Origin of the sequence: Limnothrix sp. FACHB-1083, assembly GCF_014696485.1 — a bacterium.
Lineage (GTDB): Bacteria > Cyanobacteriota > Cyanobacteriia > CACIAM-69d > CACIAM-69d > CACIAM-69d.
Genome location: NZ_JACJQD010000010.1, coordinates 94,704 through 113,070, shown reverse-complemented (window position 1 = coordinate 113,070; position 18,367 = coordinate 94,704). Strand labels below are relative to the sequence as shown.

Sequence of the window (18,367 nt, the reverse complement as noted above, 5' to 3'; positions counted from 1 at the left end):
CACCACTTGCTGACCATCGACGAGTTGATTCAACAGGCTTCAACAGTTCATTTAAAGCCTACCACCGAATTCCTGAGTTGCCGCCAGAACCCCTTGTAATAGTTACATTTTTCAAGAATTGCTGGAAAAATTAAAACCTTAAAGAATTACAACGGGATCGGGTCTGGAGGTGTTAAATGGGGATGGTGGGCCCGAAGGCTGTCTGCTTCATTTGCTAACAAGAGGATTGTGTTCTGAATGACCTCGGGCCCCATGATGATCGCCTAATGATCGCCGGTTTCATCCTGGTTTAATCAATGCGATCGCCGGTTCGATCGCCCCATGCGATCGCTGGCTCGACCAAAGGGGATTGGCCCGGCCTGAACCTTGGCCGATTAAATCCTTCTGCAATTTTTGCAATGTGCTTTGCAATGTGCGCTATGAATGCCTCTGTAACTGCCTCCTCAGCTCCGATGGCTCAAGATTCAACGGATTTTCAGGGTTTTGCTTACCCGGCGCGGGTTCAGCCCCACCACACGGACTATGCCGGGGTGGTGTGGCATGGCACTTATCTTTCTTGGATGGAGTCGGCGCGGGTGGAATATTTACGATCGCGCGGGTTGGCCTATGAGCAACTGGTGGAGATGGGCTGTGAGTTGCCCGTGGTTGACCTGGGGATCCAATATCACCGCCCAGCACGGATGGGCGAAGAGGTGGTGGTGAAGGTGGCCCTGGAGCCGATCGAGGGAGTACGCTTGATGTTTGACTACCAAGTGGAATCGGCGGCGACGGGGGAATGTTATGCCACGGCCTGTGTCACCCTTGTGCCGGTCGATCGAGCAACGGGGCGAGTGATGCGCCGCTGGCCACCGGAATTGGTGTCTGTGTTGCAGTCGATCGCCGGGCCCGTGCAGTAGGCCAAGGGCGATTCACGATCATTCACGCGCGACTCGATTCAGTCATTCATCACTCAGTTCGTGACCGGTGGCTCATGCATGGCCCATCAAGGTTGATCAACAGTAATTAATTTACTAACATTCGCTAACGTATGCCAATATTTAGCTATGGCATACATTCCTCTCAGAAAAGCGGTCGAATTTCTGGGATTGCATCCAAATACGCTAAGGAAGTACGCAGATGAAGGGAAGATCGAGACCATCCGAAACGAGGCGGGCCAGCGGCTTTATAACGTCGAGTCATATGGACGCAACGCAACTCGATCTATCGTTGTTTGCTACTGCCGCGTCAGTTCAGCCAAGCAGCGAGACGATCTCGCTAGACAAGTCCAGTTCATGCGTGATCGCTATCCCGAAGCCGAAATCATCCAAGATATCGGATCGGGTCTCAACTTCAAGCGAAAAGGATTGCAATCCCTACTGGTCAGACTCATGCGTGGCGATCAGCTCCAAATTGTGGTTGCCTGTCGCGATCGATTGTGTCGATTCGGATTCGAGTTGTTCGAGTTCATGGTTCAACAAAACGGTGGCGAACTCATGGTTCTCGACCAATCTGTTCACTGCCCAGAATCCGAACTCACAGCGGATCTGCTCGCCATCCTTCACCTCTTCTCTCGTCGAATGCCCGGCCTCAGAAGCTACCGGAAGGCGATCCAGGAAGATCCGAATCGTCCTAACCCCTGATCAAAAAGCGCTCCTGAAACAATGGTTTGGCGTTTCGAGATACGTCTACAACGCCACAATCAAACATCTTCAGGAACCGGGAACCAAAGCCAATTGGATGGCAGTTGCACCCATCATCTTGGGTGCGCTTCCTGAATGGGCTAAGTCAGTTCCCTATCAGATCAAAAAGATTGCGGTCAAAGACGCTTGCACTGCCGTTCGAGAAGCCAAGAAAGGTTTCAAAAAAGACGGACAAATTCACAAGTGCCGTTTCCGCAGTCGAAAAGATCGACAGCAAACGATCTACATCCCCAAATCAGCCATCAGCGAAAACGGTGTCTACCACACCATCTTGGGGAAAGCAGACCTGAAAGAATCAATTCCTGATGGCTTCAGTGATGGTCGGTTGACACTTACCTATGGTGAGTATTACCTGATCACCTCAACAGAAGTGCAACCCATTCAGTCCGAAAACCAAGGGCGAGTGGTTGCCTTAGATCCCGGTGTTCGCACATTCATGACCTTCTTTGCTGAATCCTCCTACGGATGGATTGGCAATGACTCGAACTTGCTGATTCAAAAGCTGTGCTTCAAGCTGGATCGCCTGATTTCCAAAATTACCAAGGCTAAATCAGCTCAAAAGCGTCGCCTTAAGAAAGCCGCCGATCGCCTGCGCTCCAAGGTGCAACATCTGGTGAAAGAACTTCACCACAAAACCGCACGGTTCCTGACTGAAAACTTTGATGTAATTTTGCTACCCAGTTTTGAATCCTCTCAAATGGTGAGCAAATCACGTCGCAAGATTAAGTCGAAAACCGTGCGGCAGATGTTGACTCTATCGCATTACCAGTTCAAGAAACATCTAGAGTGGAAAGCTTGGGAGTTGGGTAAGATTGCCTTGACCAACATCAATGAAGCCTACACATCTAAAACCGTTTCGTGGACAGGTGAAATCGTCAAGATTGGCGGCTCTCGGATCATCAAGTCGAAAGTTGATGGGCGGTCAATGAATCGGGATCTCAATGGTGCTCGTGGGATTTTCCTGCGGGCATTGGTTGATACGCCTTGGTTGAGAGACCATCTCAACTTATGCATTTGTTAGCATCCGTTAGCAAAAAAGTATCGGTCGCAATTCACAGTTTTTAGTTTTTAGTTCCAACAATCCCAAGGAATGGCAAAGCAATGGCTAACCACTTTCCCCATGATTTGAGATATAGCGACTCCCATGAGTATGTCCGGGTTGAAGGCGACGAGGCCACGATGGGGATCACGGATTTTGCAGCCGACCAACTGGGCGATGTGGTGTTTGTGGAACTGCCATCCGTAGGACAAAGGGTTGAGGCTGGTGACTCGGTGGGGTCGATCGAGTCCGTGAAGGCCGTCAGCGAGCTATATGCCATGGTGTCCGGGGAAGTGGTGGCAACCAATAATGAGATGGATAGTTCTCCAGAGTTGGTGAATGAGGATCCCTATGGGGATGGATGGCTGGTGAAAATTCGGATGAGCAATCCGCAGGAACTGGATCGAGCAATGACAGCGGATACCTACTCCAGCTTGGTATCTGGGCAAGAGTAGGGCCTGTACGAGGACTCGTTACTGGCGGGAGCGAGCGGCGATCAGGGCCTGTTGAGCGGTGCGCCGCAGCAGGTCAATCGCCGGGGACTCGGTGGCGGGCAGGTGGGCCAGGTCGGCAATGGTTCCCGATCGGGCAATCAGGGCGGCGACGGTGCTGATCGCTTCGATCGCCCCCGCCGCGAGTAACAGCGCCCCTTGCAATTGGCCCTGGCGATCGTGCTGGATTTGGCAACGGCCGGCCGCTAGGGCCAAGGCCGCGCTGCGTAGTTCTGGCCCTTCGCCACCGCCCACCACCGCCAAGGGCAGCGGCCCCCGCACGGCCCAAGGCTGCTGTTCGTAGCGGATGCAATGGGGGCGTTGGATTGGGGTTTGCAGGCTGTTGCGGATGATCAATTGGGCTTCGGTGGCGGCGATCGCCCCGATCGGGTGGCCTCCCAGCAGGGCCCCGCAGCCATATAGTTCTGGCGCGAGGGGCAGTTGCAACCGGTCATTGGCGGGCCAATCGCCAATCCCGATCGCTCGGGAACAAAGCCGCTCAAACCCCTTGGGCAAGAGAGCTTGATAGTTACCGTCCGTGAGCAAGCAGTCCACTTCCCGGGCCCGATCGCCAACTTGAATCCAGGTTTGTCCCTCCAACACCTTGCACTGTTGGGGGGCAGCCCGCAAAATCACCTCGATCGCCTGGGCTTCCAGTTCCGCTTGCAACCATTCGGCCGCGGCCACCGGTAACCCTCCCAAGACCCGATCGCCCGCCGCCGCCAAGGTCACTTGGGCCCCCAATCCCCGGAGCACCTGGGCCAGTTCGATCGCCATGGGACTGTCGGCGGTGACCAACCAGCGCTCGCCGGGCCGCACCCCCCGATGGGCCAATTGGGCAATCGTGTCTGGGGTGTAGGCCGCCACGGGGGCCTGCTCTGTCCACAGGGGCACGGTCGATCGGCCCGGCAACGCCAACAGACAACGCCGCCCCGCCAACAGGCGATCGCCCAATTGCACCCGCCACTGGTTCCGGTGTCGCATCAGTAACCCATCGCCCACCAGGCAGTCCACCCCGCCCGCCGCCAAGGCAGCCCGTTGATCGCCCCAGAGGCGATCGTGCCATTGGGCCTGGCGTTGCAGCGATCGCCAATCGATCGTCCCGGCCGCCAGGGCCGCCCCTTGACTCACCAGCAACTCAGCCCAAGGGCGCGTTTCCGGTTCCAACGGCTCAATCAGCGCCACCCGCAACCCCGATCGGGTCGCCTGTTGGGCCGCCAGCCGTCCGGCCGCGGTTCCGCCCAAAATGATCCAATCATGTTGTTCGTAGCAGGCTGCCATAGGGGGTTAAGGAACGACTGTGCCAAGGACGTGGGCCGATGATGATGTCAAGGATGCAAAAGGATGCGATCGCCCGGGATGATGCATTCAAAACTTGTTTGAGCTTTTATTTGGGCTTTTGTCTGGGCTTTTATTCGGGCTACTGACTACGCTACCAATTGAGCGACTGACTAAGCTACCGATGATTTGCTCAGGGATTCGCCAACAATGGGATGCGCATCATAGGCTATATGAGAACACATCCTTAGCCTTTTTTTGGCGGCTCCCGACTGTCTAATTTTCCCATCTATCTATTTCCATTCAATCTCAGCAAAGACTTTGGAGAGGTTTCATGCCCTGGAAATCTGCCCCCTACGAATCAGTTCGGAAAGCCATGAATCCCGGCGATATTGTTGCGTTTTCGAGCAATGTGGGATTTTCATCGCTGATTAAGATGGCCACACGATCGAACATCACCCACATTGGCATTGTTTTTCAAACCAAACTCTTTATCTATGGAGAGGCCCAAGAGGGATTCTTTAATCAGGTGATGGAGTCCACCGTGGCCAGCGGCACGAGGGCCGGAGTAATTGCCAATCGGTTGAGCGATCGGGTGAAGTTTTATCCCGGAGATATGTGGTGGTTGCCCCTCAGACAGGACGTGCGCGATCGAATGGATTTGCGAGCTTTTTATAATTTTCTGCTCCATCATGAGCACCGTTCCTATGACATTGCCCAGGCAATTCGCTCCGCCTTTGATTTGCCCAGCAATTTACCTATTCCTGGGAAATTAACCCGTAATGCGGAAGATTTTTCACGGTTCTTCTGTTCAGAATTGGCGGCGGCGGCCCTGGAAGCCAGCGGGGCGATCGGGTCGATTAATGCTTCGGAAGTAACCCCGATCGACCTTTGTATGTTCTCAATCTACGAAGATGATTATTATCAGTTGAAGGGGCAAAGGAAACTGATCAGTGGCTATAACACCCTGAATCCTAATGGTTGGGGCCAGGAGTAAGGTAATTTACGCTCGTAATTTACTCGTGTCTCCCTATTCGACTGGCTGCACCTGAGTTGGCGCGAGCGTATTACTCGATCACGCAATACTTAGGCAGCCGAGTCGCTGCTTGATCGCCCGTTGAACAGTTCCAACACCTCGCGGCAGTAATGCTTAATTCGATCGGCCGGTTCGGCGCGGGGTTGGCTGTCGCCCTCAAACTGCCAGGCCTCGATCGTGGAGAAGCGCCACTGTTGCCCCCGATGGTCGTAGCCCGCCACTTCCACACCGATCGCCCGTTGGGTGTCTTCCACCGGATCCGCAAAAAAGCGCACTTGCACCAGCAAACTGCGGCAGGCACAGGCGCGGCTGTAGCCCGGGAAGTGAAACCCAATGTCGATCGAGTCTGGATCAACGGTGGCGCGGGTTTCTGCATCATTGAGCCAAGGTTTCAGATCCACGCGCACATCGGGAAAAGCGATGCGAAACAAATTCACCGCAGCCGCGATTTGGCTGGCTAGGGCGATCGAGTGGGCACGTTCGGCGGCGTTCACGCAACTCCTCCGGGCGAAACGGGCGATCGGCCTGCGGGCCGGGGCCGGCGGCGGGGCAATGGCGCTAAACCCCGACTCAGGGCCATGAAACCCGCATGGATTAACGTCGTTTCATCATAATGTACGAATCCCAACTGCAAAGGAATGGTTGCTACCAATGCCGAGTCCTCGCCGTGCTGCTGACGATCGCCCCGATCGCCGTGTGGTCTATTCGGAATTTGGCGACGCGGTGAATCCAGACGCGATCGCCCGGGCGGTTCCTGACCTGCCGCCCAATCAACAAAACCTGAAAGTGCAACTGTCCCGCAAAGGCCGCGGCGGCAAAACCGTCACGGTCATCAGCGGTTTTCAGCACAAGCCCGAGACGCTACAAGCCCTGCTGAAAACCCTGAAAAACCGCTGCGGAACTGGCGGCACAGTCAAGGACAACAATTTGGAAATCCAAGGAGATTATGCCGATCGGCTGGTGGCGTTGCTGGTGGAGCAGGGCTATAAAGCCAAGCGCAGTGGTGGATAAATTGGCTTGAATTGATTGCTTGAATCAATCAACTTGGATTAATCAACTTGGATTAATCAACTTGGATTAATCAACTTGGATTAATTGACCGGAGTAAATCAATCGGCTTGAATTAATCGGCTTGAATTAATTGGCTTGAATCATACGCCCTTCCCCTTCGCCCCTCGCCTTTGCCATGTTGTCCGCTGATTCGTTGCCCAATTCCTTCGGCTTGCTATTCGATTTGGATGGCACTTTAACTGAAACCAATCCCTTGCATTACCGAGCTTGGGAACTGGTTTTGGCGGAAGTGGGCTATGACCTCACGCCCACGATTTATGAACAGATCATCAGTGGCCGTACCAATGCCCAAATTGTGGTGGATTTGTTGCCCAGCTATTCCGTGGCGGAGGGAGCAGCCCTGAGCGATCGCAAGGAAGCGCTGTTTCGGCAGTTGGCCCCCGACTTGGAACCGGTGCTGGGGTTGCCTTTGCTGCTGAAAGCCCTGGAGCCTTGCCATCTGCCGATGGCTGTGGTGACCAATGCGCCCAAGGACAATGCGATCCACATGCTGACGGCCTTGGGGCTGCGGGAACGGTTCGCAACGGTGGTGCTGGCGGAGGAAGCGCCCCCCGGCAAACCGGATCCCGCGCCCTACCGGTTGGGACTGGAACGGTTGAACCTGCCGGCCAGTGGGGCGATCGCCTTTGAGGATTCACCCCCCGGAGTGCGATCGGCGGTGGCGGCGGGGATTTTCACCGTGGGCCTGAGCACCACCCACGCACCCGAGGAACTGACCCAAGCCGGGGCCTCGTTGGTGATTGAAAACTTTACCGATCGACGGCTTTGGCAACTGCTGCGATCGCACTTGGGAGATGAGGCGATCCCGCTTTCGGCTGCATCCACCGTTTAATCTCAATCTCCCTTACCGTTGCGCAACCCTCAGCCCTATGGATCCTCAGCCGATCACTGAATCGGGAAGCCATCGCCCGATCGATTTCCCCAACGGTTTGCCCCAACTGGATTTGTTAGCGCGGGCCTTGGCCTTTGCGGCCACCAAGCATCGACACCAACGGCGCAAGGATCGAGCGCGATCGCCCTATATCAATCACCCGATCGCCCTGCTGCGGGTGCTGGTGCATGAGGCCCAAATTACGAATCCTCAAGTGTTGGCGGCGGCCCTGCTCCACGACACGATCGAGGACACAGACACCACCGCTGCCGAATTGGTCACCCACTTTGGCCCCGAAATTGCCGCCTTGGTGCAAGAGGTGACGGACGATAAGCGATTGCCCAAGGCCAAGCGAAAGCAGTTGCAAATTGACCATGCGCCCACCTTGAGCGATCGAGCCAAGCTGGTGAAATTGGCGGACAAAATTTGCAATTTGCGGGATGTGGATCAGTCGCCCCCGGAGCGCTGGTCGATCGCCCGCCGCCAGGCCTATTTCGACTGGGCTGAACAGGTGGTGACTGCCTTGGGGCCAATGCCGCCGGCCCTGATGGAACCGTTTCGCGCCATTTTGCAAACCGGCCGCGCCCACCTGGCCGCCCCAGCGGCCGATCGCCCCTTGCGGCTTTATTGGGCTGGGCCGCTGTTTTCCTTGGGAGAACGTTGGCTGAATCAAACCCTGGCCGAGGAACTGCAAACCTTGGGCTATCCAGTCTTTTTGCCCCAGGCGGCATGTGCGGGCCTCAGTGATCCGCAGGCGATTTTTGAACGCTGCCGATCGGGGCTGGATCAGGCAAACGCCGTGATTGCCGTGTTGGACGGGGCCGATGCGGACTCGGGAACCTGTTGGGAATGTGGCTATGCGTTCGCACGTCAGTTACCGATCGTGGCGCTGCGCACGGATTTTCGCGGCTCCGGTGATGCGGGCGGCTTCAACGCCATGCTGCTGGGAACGGCCCGATCAGTCATTGCGCTCACGGATCCGGCCGCCGACTTGCCCACGGTGCGATCGCGCTTGGTGGCGGCGGTTGAAGCCTTAGTGCCGCTGAATTAAGGGTTGATTTAACTGATCTGATCGATCAAGGCCGTGACGCGATCGCGAATTTCGTCGCGCACCCGCCGAAACACCTCGATCGGCTGGCCATCGGGATCGTCCAGTTGCCAATCCTCAAACCGTTCCCGCAGCACCCAGGCTTCCGGCAAATTCACCCCGCAGCCACAGAGGGAAATCACGCCATCGAAGTCTTCGGGGGCAAATTCGGCCAGGGCGTTGGAGGTTTGGTCGCTGATCTCAATTCCCGCTTCCGTCATCACCGCGATCGCCGTGGGATGCACCCGGCTGGCTTCCAGACCGGAACTCACCACCCGAATTTTGCCCGCTCCCAGGGTTTTCGCCCAGCCTTCCGCCATCTGCGATCGGCAAGAATTGCGCCGACAAACAAACATCACCGATTTCATAAAGTCCTCCTGTAGGGGCGCAACGCTTGCACCCTTGGCTTGCTAAAATTCGACGCAACGCGGATCGAGCAACGTGGCCTTTTCGGGCGATCGGGGGAACCAGTGGGCCGTGCGCCGACAGCATTCCACCAGCAACAACATCACCGGCACTTCGATCAACACGCCCACCACCGTCGCCAGGGCCGCCCCCGAGTTCAAACCAAACAACATCACCGCCGTGGCGATCGCCACTTCAAAATGATTGCTCGCACCGATTAAAGCCGCCGGGGCCGCATCTTCATAAACTAATTTCAGGGGTTTCGCTAAGGCATAGGTAATCCCAAAAATCGCCAGCGTTTGAATCAGTAACGGCACGGCAATTAGGAAAATGTGCAGCGGATTATTCACGATTAGCTCTCCCTTAAAGGCAAAGAGCAAAATCAGGGTTAATAGCAACGCTGAAGTGGCGATCGGGCTGAGGTAGTGCAAAAATTTTTGCTCAAACCAATCGGCTCCCTTGTATTTAAAAATCCAGTGGCGCGTGTAGATACCTGCGGCCAAGGGTAGGCCCACATAGATCAACACGGACAAGGCGATCGTGGCCCAAGGAACCGCCAAATCATTGGCCGCCAACAGCCACCGACCCAAAGGCGCATAGAGCAGCAGCATGGTCAGCGAATTCACCGCCACCATCACCAAGGTGTGGCCCTGATTGCCATAGCAGAGATAGCCCCACATCAACACCATGGCCGTGCAGGGCGCAATGCCTAACAAAATTGCCCCGGCAATGTAGGAATCTGCTAGGGCGATGGATGTGCCACGCAATAGCTCGGAACCTTGGATCAGTGGGCGGAACCAATGGCCTAAAAATAGCTGGGCGATCGCGATCATCGTGAAGGGCTTAATTCCCCAATTCACCACCAGGGTCAGCAACACCGGTTTGGGCGATCGCATGGCCCGTTTGGCTTGGGTGAAATCGATTTTCACCATGATCGGATACATCATGAAAAACAGGCAGACTGCGATCGGGATTGACACCTGATGCACCGTCCAGGCATCCAGGGCGATCGCCACATCGGGAAACAACCGCCCCAACAGAATGCCGACCCCGATGCAGACCAGCACCCAAACGGTCAGATAGCGTTCAAAAAAACTGAGTTGGCCGCCCACCTTCGGGGCCTTGGCACTGGGATTGATGGTCATAACACCTCGCGATCGGGCAATGCGCACCGATTTCCCCCGATCGCCTCCATTGTGCCAGGAATAGTTCAAAAAAAATTGATGAATTCAAAAAAAGTTGATTTGAAAATCTCCAGCTACCTGACCGAAGGGGCAAGGGGTTTAACCCTCTTGTCTGTGGGCGCGGCGAATCGCTAGGAACAGCAGGCGCGATCGCCCCCGGTAACCCAGCCCGCCAAACTCGCCAAATATTGCTCTAAACGCTCAAATCCCATCGAATTCAGCCGGTAATAGTTCCAGCGGCCGTCTTGGCGCACTTCAATCAAGCCTGCTTCCCGGAGCACCTTCAGGTGAAACGACAGCTTTGATTGGCTGACCCCCAGTAGCTCGCAGAGGTCGCACACGCACAACTCACCCCGCCGCAAATGTTCGATCGCCCCCAACCGAATCGGATCGCCCAGGGCATGGAACCCCGCCAGCAGGGTTGCTCGCTCCACCGTTTCCGCCCGTTCGATCGATTTCAGTACCATTTTGAGGTTCCTTGGCCGCGCTCTTGCCCAGCCTAACGCCCCTTGGCCCAGGTTGCTCAAGAGTCCGAGGCGATCGGCAGCAAGTCCGCCAGGGGCCAAACACAATCGGGAAAGGCGATCGGGGCGATCGATTGGGCGCGATCGAGCTGCATAACCAACCCATAGCCCGCCGAATTGGGATTGCGAAACACCCAGAGCCGATCGCCCGGCAAATCCAGCACCCAATAATCCGCCAGCCCGGCTTGGGCGTAGGCGCGGGCTTTTGTTTGGGTGTCGTAGGCGAGGGTGCTATCTGCCACCTCAATCAGCCAATGAATTTCCGCTGGGGTTGGGTGATGGTCGGCATAGTCGAGGGGATGGGGCCGGACGATCGCCAGGTCGGGTTCGGGTTGGGATTGGTCATTCAGGGCGATCGGGTCTTGTAGCCGAATCAGCACCGTTTCGCCCAATTGCCGACCCAGCAGCCGCGCCAAACGACTGACAGCAGCGGCGTGGCGGGTTCCCTTGGCAGCCATTTGAATCAGTTGACCATTCAGCAATTCAATATGTTCTTCGGGGCCAAAACAACCCTGGTCAATGAGGCATTGATAGTCACGCACTTGCAGCGGTCGCAGGGTCAAGGGTTCAGCAAAGATCGGCGGCATAGGTCAGGGCGATCGATCGGCTCGATCGGATTGTAGCCAAGGCTTAGGGGCGATCAGTTCTGATCTCCGCGCCTCATCACGGCCCGGATACCCAACAGTGCTCAGGTCATACTCCAAATTTTATTTCGTGCTTAAATAGTTAGTACACGAAATAAATCACGCTTGCGGTTTTCCCATGAACGCCACCGCTCGATCGCCCCGTTCCGCTGCGCCTTGGCAGGAAATTTTGGCCCCCCATGGCTTGGGCTATCGGATTCGGCTGCTGTCGCAACTGATGGGACGGCGGTTTCAGGAACTGCTGGAGCCGCACGGCCTCACGCCGTTTCACTGGGTCGTGCTCTGTTGCCTGTGGGAACAGGACGGACTCGCCACCTGCGCGATCAGCGATCGGCTGCGGCAGGTGGGCGGCACCATGACCGGCGCACTCGATCGAATGGAAGAGCGCGGCCTGATTCGCCGGGAGCGCGACTGCCACGATCGGCGCGTGTGGCGGATTTGGCTGACGGATTTGGGCTGGCAACTGTGGGAAATTTTGCCGCCGATCGCCATGCAGTTGCGTGAGGAAACCCTCCAGGGATTTTCGGATCAGGATCGTCAACTCATGTCCCGTTTGGTCGATCAGGCGATCGCCAATTTAATTCCACCCCCCTAAAGTCCTGGGTCTGAGCGCGCGCCATCCCGCAAGTTGGCGCGATCGGCTCACCACCACCCTCAAACCAGCCTTCAAGCGCCCCAATAGTACGTACACGAAATAAAAATACCCGTAATAGTTGGTCATCTCGCCCTTGAGCATTGGCCCCCGTTACGCCCAAACCCTTAGTCAGAGGTCAGGATTCGTGAAACCCCAGTTGATCAGCAAAGTCGATCGCAACGGCACCAAGCCGCCCGCCACGGCCACCGCACTGGCCCCAGATCCAGAACCGATCGCCCCACCCGAGAGCACTGAGCCGATCGAACCAGCAAGCACCACACCCCCGATCGCACCGCCTACCGCCGCCAAGCGCCGCTCATACAAACTGGTGATCGCCTTGGTGCTGGTGGCCGCTGGGGCGATCGCCGGGGGCCGCTGGGCTTGGCAGTTTTGGCAATATGCCTCCACCCACGAGGAAACGGACAACGCCCAGGTGGCGGGCCATCTTTATCAAGTGGCCAGCCGCGTACCGGGAACAGTGACGGCCGTGGCGATCGAGGAAAACCAGCATGTGAAAGCGGGGTCGGTGTTGGTGCGGCTTGATCCGACGGACTACCAAGTGAAGGTGCAGCAATCCCAGGCGGCCTTGGTGGCCGCGCAACAGGATGCCCGCGCGGCCCAATCCTCGATCGCCCTGGCCGGAGCCAACACCGCCGCCCAACTGACCACGGCCAGCGGCGATCTGAACGATGCCACCGCTGCGATCGCCAATGCTGAAGCGGCCTTGAACGAAGCGACGGCCGGTGTGCCGGTGGCGCGGGCGAATTTGGCCCAAGCTCAGGCAGCCTTGACCAAAGCCAAGGCGGACTACGATCGCTACAATGCGCTTTACCAAGACGGGGCGATCGCCGCCCAGCAACGGGATGCGGCCAAGGCCGCCTACGATGTGGCCCTGGCCCAAACCGCCGCCGCCCGCCAACAGGTGCAACAGGCGATCGCCCGCGTGGCCCAGGCCCGCCAAGGGGTCGATCGCGCCCAAGCCACCCGCCAGTCGCGCCAGGGCGATCTGCAACAGGCCCGCGCCACCGGCAACCAAACCCAGGTCAACCGCGATCGCTACGCCGCCGCCACGGCCCAAATTGCCCGCCAGGCCGCCGACCTGCGCGCCGCCCAGTTGCAGTTGTCCTACACCACGATCGCCGCCCCCGTCAGCGGCCGGATTGGCCGCAAATCCGTGGAAGTGGGCGCACAGGTGCAAGCGGGTCAACCGCTGATGGCGATTGTCGGTGATCAGCTTTGGATCGAAGCCAACTTCAAGGAAACCCAAGTGCAGCGGATGCATCCCGGGGAAGCGGTCGAAATTCGGCTCGATGCCTTTCCCGATCGCCCGTTCCGCGGCCATGTGGAAAGCCTCGCCCCCGCCTCCGGTGCGCAATTTGCCCTGTTGCCGCCGGACAACGCCACGGGCAACTTCACCAAAGTGGTGCAGCGGATTCCCGTGCGAATTGCGATCGACCCCGACAGTTTGCGCGGCTACGAAGCCCAGGTCACGCCGGGGATGTCCGCCAATGTCAGCGTGGCGGTGCGCTAGGAGCCAGGCCCCATGAGCGCTACCTCCAATCCCGCGATCGCCCCGACCTATCCCACCGGCTGGCTGAAATGGGCGATCGCCGCCACCGCTTCCCTGGGCGCAATCCTGGAAGTGATTGACACCAGCATCGTCAACGTCGCCCTCACGGATATCCAATCCAGCGTCGGAGCCACCCTCAGCGAAATCGGCTGGATCGTCACAGGCTACGCGATCGCCAACGTAATCGTGATTCCCCTGACGGCTTGGCTGGGCGAAACCTTCGGCCAAAAGCGCTATTTTGTCCTTTCCTTGGCTGGCTTCACGATCGCCTCCATCCTCTGTGGCCTAGCCGGTAGTTTGCCCGAGCTGGTGGCTGCCCGCATCTTGCAAGGGTTGCTGGGCGGCGGCTTGCTGGCCAAGGCCCAATCGATTTTATTCCAAAGCTTTCCGCCCGCTGAGCAGGGTTTGGCCCAAGCCGTTTTTGGAGTCGGCGTGATTACGGGGCCGGCGATCGGGCCGACCCTCGGCGGCTATTTGACCGATAACCTCGGGTGGCGCTGGATCTTTTTCATCAATATTCCCTTTGGCATCGCAGCGGTGGCGATGGCCCTGCTGTTTTTGCCCGCCGATCGCCCGATCGATCGCTCCGGCCAGCGGCGATCGGTCGATTGGTGGGGCATTGGCCTGCTGACGATCGCCGTGGGCAGCCTGCAAACTTTCCTAGAAGAAGGGGAGCAGGACAACTGGTTTGAATCACCAACGATCGTGGCCCTGGCGATCGCCGCGATCGTGGGGCTAGTGCTGTTTATTTGGCGGGAGCTGACCGTGCGCCACCCGGCCGTGGACTTGCGCGTGTTGCGCCATCGATCGCTCGCGGCCGGCAGCATCTATTCCGCCGTGGTGGGCATGGGTCTCTATGGAACCTTGTTCGCCGTGCCGATTTTTGCCCAGAGCGTGTTGCACTACACAGCCCAGCAAACGGGTCTGTTGCTGTTGCCGGGGGCGCTGGCCTCCGCCGCCACGATGCTCATGCTGGGAAAAGTGAGCAGCTTGATCGATCCGCGCTGGGCGATCGCGGCGGGCAGCGTCATGACCAGCCTCGTGATGTTTTCCCTGGCGACCCTCAACCCCGATTCCAGCAGCGATTCACTGTTCTATCCACTGATTTTTCGGGGCGTGGGCACGGTGATGATGTTTTTGCCCCTCAGCTTGGCCACCCTCGGCTCGTTGCCCCCGGCCGATATTCCCGCCGGGTCGGGGTTTTATAACCTGACGCGGCAACTGGGTGGCAGCATTGGCATCGCGATTTTGACGACGCTGCTCGATCGCCGCAACGCCTTTCACCGCAGTGTGTTGAGCGAGCACCTGAGTGTTTATAGCCCCGAAACCCAAGCACGACTCGATGCCCTGACTAGCGCGTTTCAGAGTCGTGGCGTTGATCCGACGACGGCTCACCAACAGGCGATCGCCTCGCTGGATGGTCTTTTGAGTTTGCAATCGTCGATTTTGTCGTTTAGTGACACGTTTTGGGTGGTGGGGATGGCGTTTTTGGCTTCGTTGCCGCTGTTGTTGTTGTTGGGCAAGGGTCGCAAGGGCCAAGCACCGAGCGGAGGGCACTAGGGGCGATCGCTGTTGTTCGGTTGCTCAACCAGGACTGTTAAGCGAGAATCGATCAAGCATCGCGCCGCAGTGCCTTGATTTTCCACGCGGCGGGCAGTGACACCCCATGGCCAACGACCCGATTCTTCACCTGCTGGTTAGTGACCCAGAATCTGAATCTGAAACATCCGCCGACGACAGTGGTGGTCGTGGCATTGATGATTGGCCCGGTCAGGTCAAGTCGGTTGTGAAGTCTGTCAAGAAACTGGCAACTGTGGAAGTTCGGGCTTCGGCAATTCGTCCGCACATGGAAGAGTTACTGAACGTGGTGGGTGAGGTATTTTCGCAGGCCGATCAGCAACCGGGTTTGGCGCTGGATGAAATTGAGTTGTCGGTGGACATCAATGCCAAGGGTCAGGTGCGAATTTTGGGCAGCGGGGCTGAAGTGGGCAGCACGGGATCGATCAAACTGAAGTTTAAGCGTGTGCCGTAATTATGGGCGGCCAGCATTACGCGATCGTTGTTGGTATTAACAAATACAAGCGACTGGATGATCTTAAGTATGCGGAACGTGACGCACTAGCGCTGTATGGTGCGTTGTACAAAGCTGGGTTTTTCCATGTCGAGCTGATCACCAGTTTTTCGCATTTCTCTAATGAGACTTCAGTGAACTTTGATGATTTGCATGAATATATTGTCAAAACAATTCCAACCAAGAAACTCAGACCTGATAGCATTCTTTGGTTTTTCTTTGCAGGACATGGCAAGCGGATTGCCAAGCCTAGCGACCCCAGCAACGTTGAAGACTATCTGTTGACCTATGAGGCTTCGCCCGACTTCGGACGCGATGAGTTTTCGATCGGCTGGTTTCCTGTTGAGAGAATTGTTCAGAGTCTCAAGCAAACCGGATCAAAAAATATCATTCTCTGCCTAGATGCCTGCCGTGCTAGCAGAGATGGTCGTAGCGGCAGTGGAGATAGTGAGTCGATTCAAGGAATCTACGAAGGGGTTGCTACGCTTTTTGCTTGTCAAAAAAACCAAATATCCTATGAGATTGAACAGTTAAGGCATGGTGTATTTACTTATGCGCTATTGGAAGTTCTGAGTGAGCAGTCCTGTCCAACGGTTCGCGAACTCAGCGACTATTTAGAACGCAGGGTTCCCAAACTTTGCTCCGAGCATCAGAAGAAGCATCTTCAGGTTCCAATCTGTCAGGTTGCAGGCGATTTTAAATGGACATTACCGGCGCTCCCTAATGCACAATTACAAGCAGCAAAACCCAATTTGCAGGTTTTGATTCAAGCAGCACGGCAGGCAGAATCAGATGCATTCGATCTATTGCAGGACAAGTTTGATTTAGAGAAGCTAGAGATTGCCAAAAATACTTGGTGGCAGGTTATTTCTGCTGACCCAAATAACTCAGAAGCACGGCAAGAGTTAGAGAAGATTTTGCAGCGCATAACACGCCGCCAAATTGATCTGCTCCATTCACAAAATAAACAGACTGAGCCGAATCAATACTTCATCTCTGCGGAACCTGGGGCAGTGATTCAATTTGCTACTGCGCCGCCGAGTGGGGATTCTGAGCCAGTCCCGGCCGAGGTGAGTCGGGCGGTGGAGCCGCCGCCACCAGCACCACCGAAGCCAAAGCCACAACCAAAACCGCAGCCGCCTGATCCGTTTGCGGGGTGGAGTTTGCGGGAATGGTCGTTTGAGACGGTGCGGGTGGATCGTGCCGGTCAAGTGGTTGAGCGGCTGCCCAAAACGGCGAGATCGCACTTTGTGGATTTGGGCGAAGGGGTGCAGCTCGAACTGGTGGCAATTCCCGGTGGCCAGTTCCAAATGGGATCACCGGATGATGAAAAGCAGCGCGATTCTGATGAAGGGCCGGTGCGAACTGTGACTGTGCCGCCGCTGTTGATGAGTCGATATCCAATTACGGTGCAGCAATGGCGACGGGTGGCGGGGAGTTTCCCGGCGGTGCTGAACCCGAAGCTGAATGCTGATCCCTCGAACTGGAAAGATGCAAAGGGGCCAATTGAGCGAGTGAATTGGTTTGATGCGATGGAATTTTGTGCCCGATTGTCGAAAGCAACGGATCGGTTGTATCGATTACCCAGCGAAGCGGAGTGGGAATATGCCTGCCGAGCCGGAACGCAAACGCCCTTTGCCTTTGGGGAAACACTGACGACGGAGCTAGCGAACTATGACGGCCATTACACCTACGCCGACGGGCCAAAGGGGGAATATCGGCAACGCACAACGCCTGTAGGTCAGTTCCCGCCGAATGGATTTGGGTTACAAGATATGCACGGGAACGTGTGGGAATGGTGCTTGGACGATTGGCACGAGAACTATCAAGGCGCACCGGTTGATGGTCGTCCTTGGTTCAACAACCAAAAACATGAACAAGTATTCATACGTCAGTTTCAAGAAAGCAGACAAATGGACAATGGAGCTTTCCAGAATTTGACTAATGTTGACAATGAACAACACAAGCTCCTGCGTGGTGGTTCTTGGTACTGCAATCCGAGGCTCTGTCGTTCTGCAAATCGCTACTGGGGGAGGGCTGACGGTCGCGACTTCCTCAACTACGACGTTGGGTTTCGGGTTGTGGTTTTGCCCTAGCCAGGACTCTTTCCCTTCTTCTCTTCTTTCCCTCTTTTCCCTTCTTTTTCCCCCGCGCTGTGCGCGGTCGATTTTTTGTAGGGTGCATGGGAGAACGCTCGGAAGGCAATGACAATCGTCATTCATCTCCCATGCACCGCCACCCGCCACGCATGGAACGACGATCGGTTGGGTAGCGATTAATCCACGGTGCATGGGAGAACAAATCAACCGTTTCGTATTTTTGTAGGGTGCATGGGAGAACGCTTGGAAGGCAATACCAATCGCCATTCATCTCCCATGCACCGCCACCCGTAACGCATGGAACGACGATCGGTTGGGTGGCGATCAATTCACGGTGCATGGGAGAACAAATCAACCGTTTCGTAACAATTGCAAATGGCTCCCATGCACCCTACCCAATCAACCATTCCCAAAATTATTGCCGCCAAAGCCATCAACAATCACACATTAATTATTCAATGCTCTGCGCGATCGAATTTTTGTAGGGTGCATGGGAGAACGCTCAGAAGGCAATACCAATCGCCATTCATCTCCCATGCACCGCAACCCGCCACGCATGGAACGACGATCGGTTGGGTGGCGATCAATCCACGGTGCATGGGAGAACAAATCAACCGTTTCGTAACAATTACAAATTGCTCCCACAGCACCCTACCCGATCGCCCTTGAGTCATTAGAGAATGG

The 18,367-nt window shown here is 56.4% G+C and carries 19 protein-coding genes and 1 pseudogene; 14 read left to right on the top strand and 6 right to left on the bottom strand.

Annotated elements, in window-relative coordinates; translation table 11 throughout:
* Window positions 1-452 precede the first annotated feature (452 nt).
* From H6F46_RS13860 to gcvH, 4 genes are all read left to right on the top strand, one after another.
* Complete coding sequence (locus tag H6F46_RS13860) at window positions 453-896, top strand: thioesterase family protein (RefSeq protein WP_099535620.1); 444 nt, start codon at window positions 453-455, stop codon at window positions 894-896.
* Window positions 897-1,043: 147 nt separating this feature from the next.
* Window positions 1,044-1,619 (top strand): IS607 family transposase, encoded by a 576-nt coding sequence (locus H6F46_RS19905; protein WP_190355361.1) that lies wholly within the window; start codon window positions 1,044-1,046, stop codon window positions 1,617-1,619.
* A complete protein-coding gene (locus H6F46_RS13850; protein WP_190355437.1) occupies window positions 1,522-2,700 on the top strand; it encodes an RNA-guided endonuclease TnpB family protein in 1,179 nt (392 codons plus the stop codon). Before H6F46_RS19905 ends, H6F46_RS13850 begins: the two co-directional genes overlap by 98 nt.
* Before the next feature lie 80 nt (window positions 2,701-2,780).
* Entirely contained in the window at window positions 2,781-3,173 is a 393-nt protein-coding gene (gene gcvH / locus H6F46_RS13845) for a glycine cleavage system protein GcvH (RefSeq protein WP_190355362.1), read from the top strand.
* Between the two features lie 18 nt (window positions 3,174-3,191).
* Here the strand turns inward: gcvH and H6F46_RS13840 are convergent, their stop codons facing one another.
* Window positions 3,192-4,490, bottom strand: coding sequence for an FAD-dependent oxidoreductase (locus H6F46_RS13840; RefSeq protein ID WP_190355363.1), 1,299 nt, complete (start codon window positions 4,488-4,490; stop codon window positions 3,192-3,194).
* 331 nt (window positions 4,491-4,821) lie between these two features.
* Between H6F46_RS13840 and H6F46_RS13835 the strand changes: the two genes are divergently transcribed.
* Window positions 4,822-5,484 (top strand): hypothetical protein, encoded by a 663-nt coding sequence (locus H6F46_RS13835; protein WP_099535121.1) that lies wholly within the window; start codon window positions 4,822-4,824, stop codon window positions 5,482-5,484.
* Window positions 5,485-5,573: 89 nt separating this feature from the next.
* On the opposite strand, the gene H6F46_RS13830 is transcribed toward H6F46_RS13835, so the two are convergent.
* A complete protein-coding gene (locus H6F46_RS13830; protein WP_099535123.1) occupies window positions 5,574-6,017 on the bottom strand; it encodes a hypothetical protein in 444 nt (147 codons plus the stop codon).
* Window positions 6,018-6,174: 157 nt separating this feature from the next.
* Between H6F46_RS13830 and H6F46_RS13825 the strand changes: the two genes are divergently transcribed.
* The 4 genes and pseudogenes from H6F46_RS13825 to H6F46_RS19895 all read left to right on the top strand — a co-directional run bounded on the left by H6F46_RS13825 (window position 6,175) and on the right by H6F46_RS19895 (window position 8,516).
* On the top strand, window positions 6,175-6,534 hold the full coding sequence (locus H6F46_RS13825; protein WP_099535125.1) for a translation initiation factor: 360 nt from the start codon (window positions 6,175-6,177) through the stop codon (window positions 6,532-6,534).
* A 175-nt stretch (window positions 6,535-6,709) separates the two neighbouring features.
* Window positions 6,710-7,426 (top strand): HAD family phosphatase, encoded by a 717-nt coding sequence (locus H6F46_RS13820; protein WP_190355364.1) that lies wholly within the window; start codon window positions 6,710-6,712, stop codon window positions 7,424-7,426.
* A 106-nt stretch (window positions 7,427-7,532) separates the two neighbouring features.
* Window positions 7,533-8,048 (top strand): annotated as a pseudogene (locus H6F46_RS19900) (HD domain-containing protein); the annotation flags it as partial.
* On the top strand, window positions 8,034-8,516 hold the full coding sequence (locus H6F46_RS19895; protein ID WP_370567151.1) for a nucleoside 2-deoxyribosyltransferase: 483 nt from the start codon (window positions 8,034-8,036) through the stop codon (window positions 8,514-8,516). The pseudogene H6F46_RS19900 and the gene H6F46_RS19895, both read left to right, overlap by 15 nt.
* 8 nt (window positions 8,517-8,524) lie before the next feature.
* On the opposite strand, the gene arsC is transcribed toward H6F46_RS19895, so the two are convergent.
* From arsC to H6F46_RS13795, 4 genes are all read right to left on the bottom strand, one after another.
* Window positions 8,525-8,920, bottom strand: a complete 396-nt coding sequence (arsC, locus tag H6F46_RS13810) for an arsenate reductase, glutathione/glutaredoxin type (protein WP_190355366.1) — start codon at window positions 8,918-8,920, stop codon at window positions 8,525-8,527.
* A 42-nt stretch (window positions 8,921-8,962) separates the two neighbouring features.
* Window positions 8,963-10,102: an ACR3 family arsenite efflux transporter gene (gene arsB, locus H6F46_RS13805; RefSeq protein ID WP_190355438.1), complete on the bottom strand. Its 1,140-nt coding sequence runs from the start codon at window positions 10,100-10,102 to the stop codon at window positions 8,963-8,965.
* 170 nt (window positions 10,103-10,272) lie between these two features.
* Entirely contained in the window at window positions 10,273-10,608 is a 336-nt protein-coding gene (locus tag H6F46_RS13800) for a helix-turn-helix transcriptional regulator (protein WP_190355367.1), read from the bottom strand.
* A gap of 56 nt (window positions 10,609-10,664) precedes the next feature.
* Window positions 10,665-11,252 carry a Uma2 family endonuclease gene (locus H6F46_RS13795; RefSeq protein WP_190355368.1) on the bottom strand — a complete coding sequence of 196 codons (588 nt, stop codon included), beginning with the start codon at window positions 11,250-11,252 and terminating at the stop codon, window positions 10,665-10,667.
* A 175-nt stretch (window positions 11,253-11,427) separates the two neighbouring features.
* Between H6F46_RS13795 and H6F46_RS13790 the strand changes: the two genes are divergently transcribed.
* From H6F46_RS13790 to H6F46_RS13770, 5 genes are all read left to right on the top strand, one after another.
* A complete protein-coding gene (locus H6F46_RS13790; protein WP_190355369.1) occupies window positions 11,428-11,904 on the top strand; it encodes a MarR family winged helix-turn-helix transcriptional regulator in 477 nt (158 codons plus the stop codon).
* Between the two features lie 184 nt (window positions 11,905-12,088).
* Entirely contained in the window at window positions 12,089-13,474 is a 1,386-nt protein-coding gene (locus tag H6F46_RS13785; protein WP_190355370.1) for an HlyD family secretion protein, read from the top strand.
* A 12-nt stretch (window positions 13,475-13,486) separates the two neighbouring features.
* Window positions 13,487-15,073: a DHA2 family efflux MFS transporter permease subunit gene (locus tag H6F46_RS13780; RefSeq protein ID WP_190355371.1), complete on the top strand. Its 1,587-nt coding sequence runs from the start codon at window positions 13,487-13,489 to the stop codon at window positions 15,071-15,073.
* Window positions 15,074-15,179: 106 nt separating this feature from the next.
* Window positions 15,180-15,545, top strand: a complete 366-nt coding sequence (locus H6F46_RS13775) for a hypothetical protein (protein WP_190355372.1) — start codon at window positions 15,180-15,182, stop codon at window positions 15,543-15,545.
* Window positions 15,546-15,547: 2 nt separating this feature from the next.
* Window positions 15,548-17,680, top strand: coding sequence for an SUMF1/EgtB/PvdO family nonheme iron enzyme (locus tag H6F46_RS13770; protein WP_199291566.1), 2,133 nt, complete (start codon window positions 15,548-15,550; stop codon window positions 17,678-17,680).
* Window positions 17,681-18,367 lie beyond the last annotated feature (687 nt).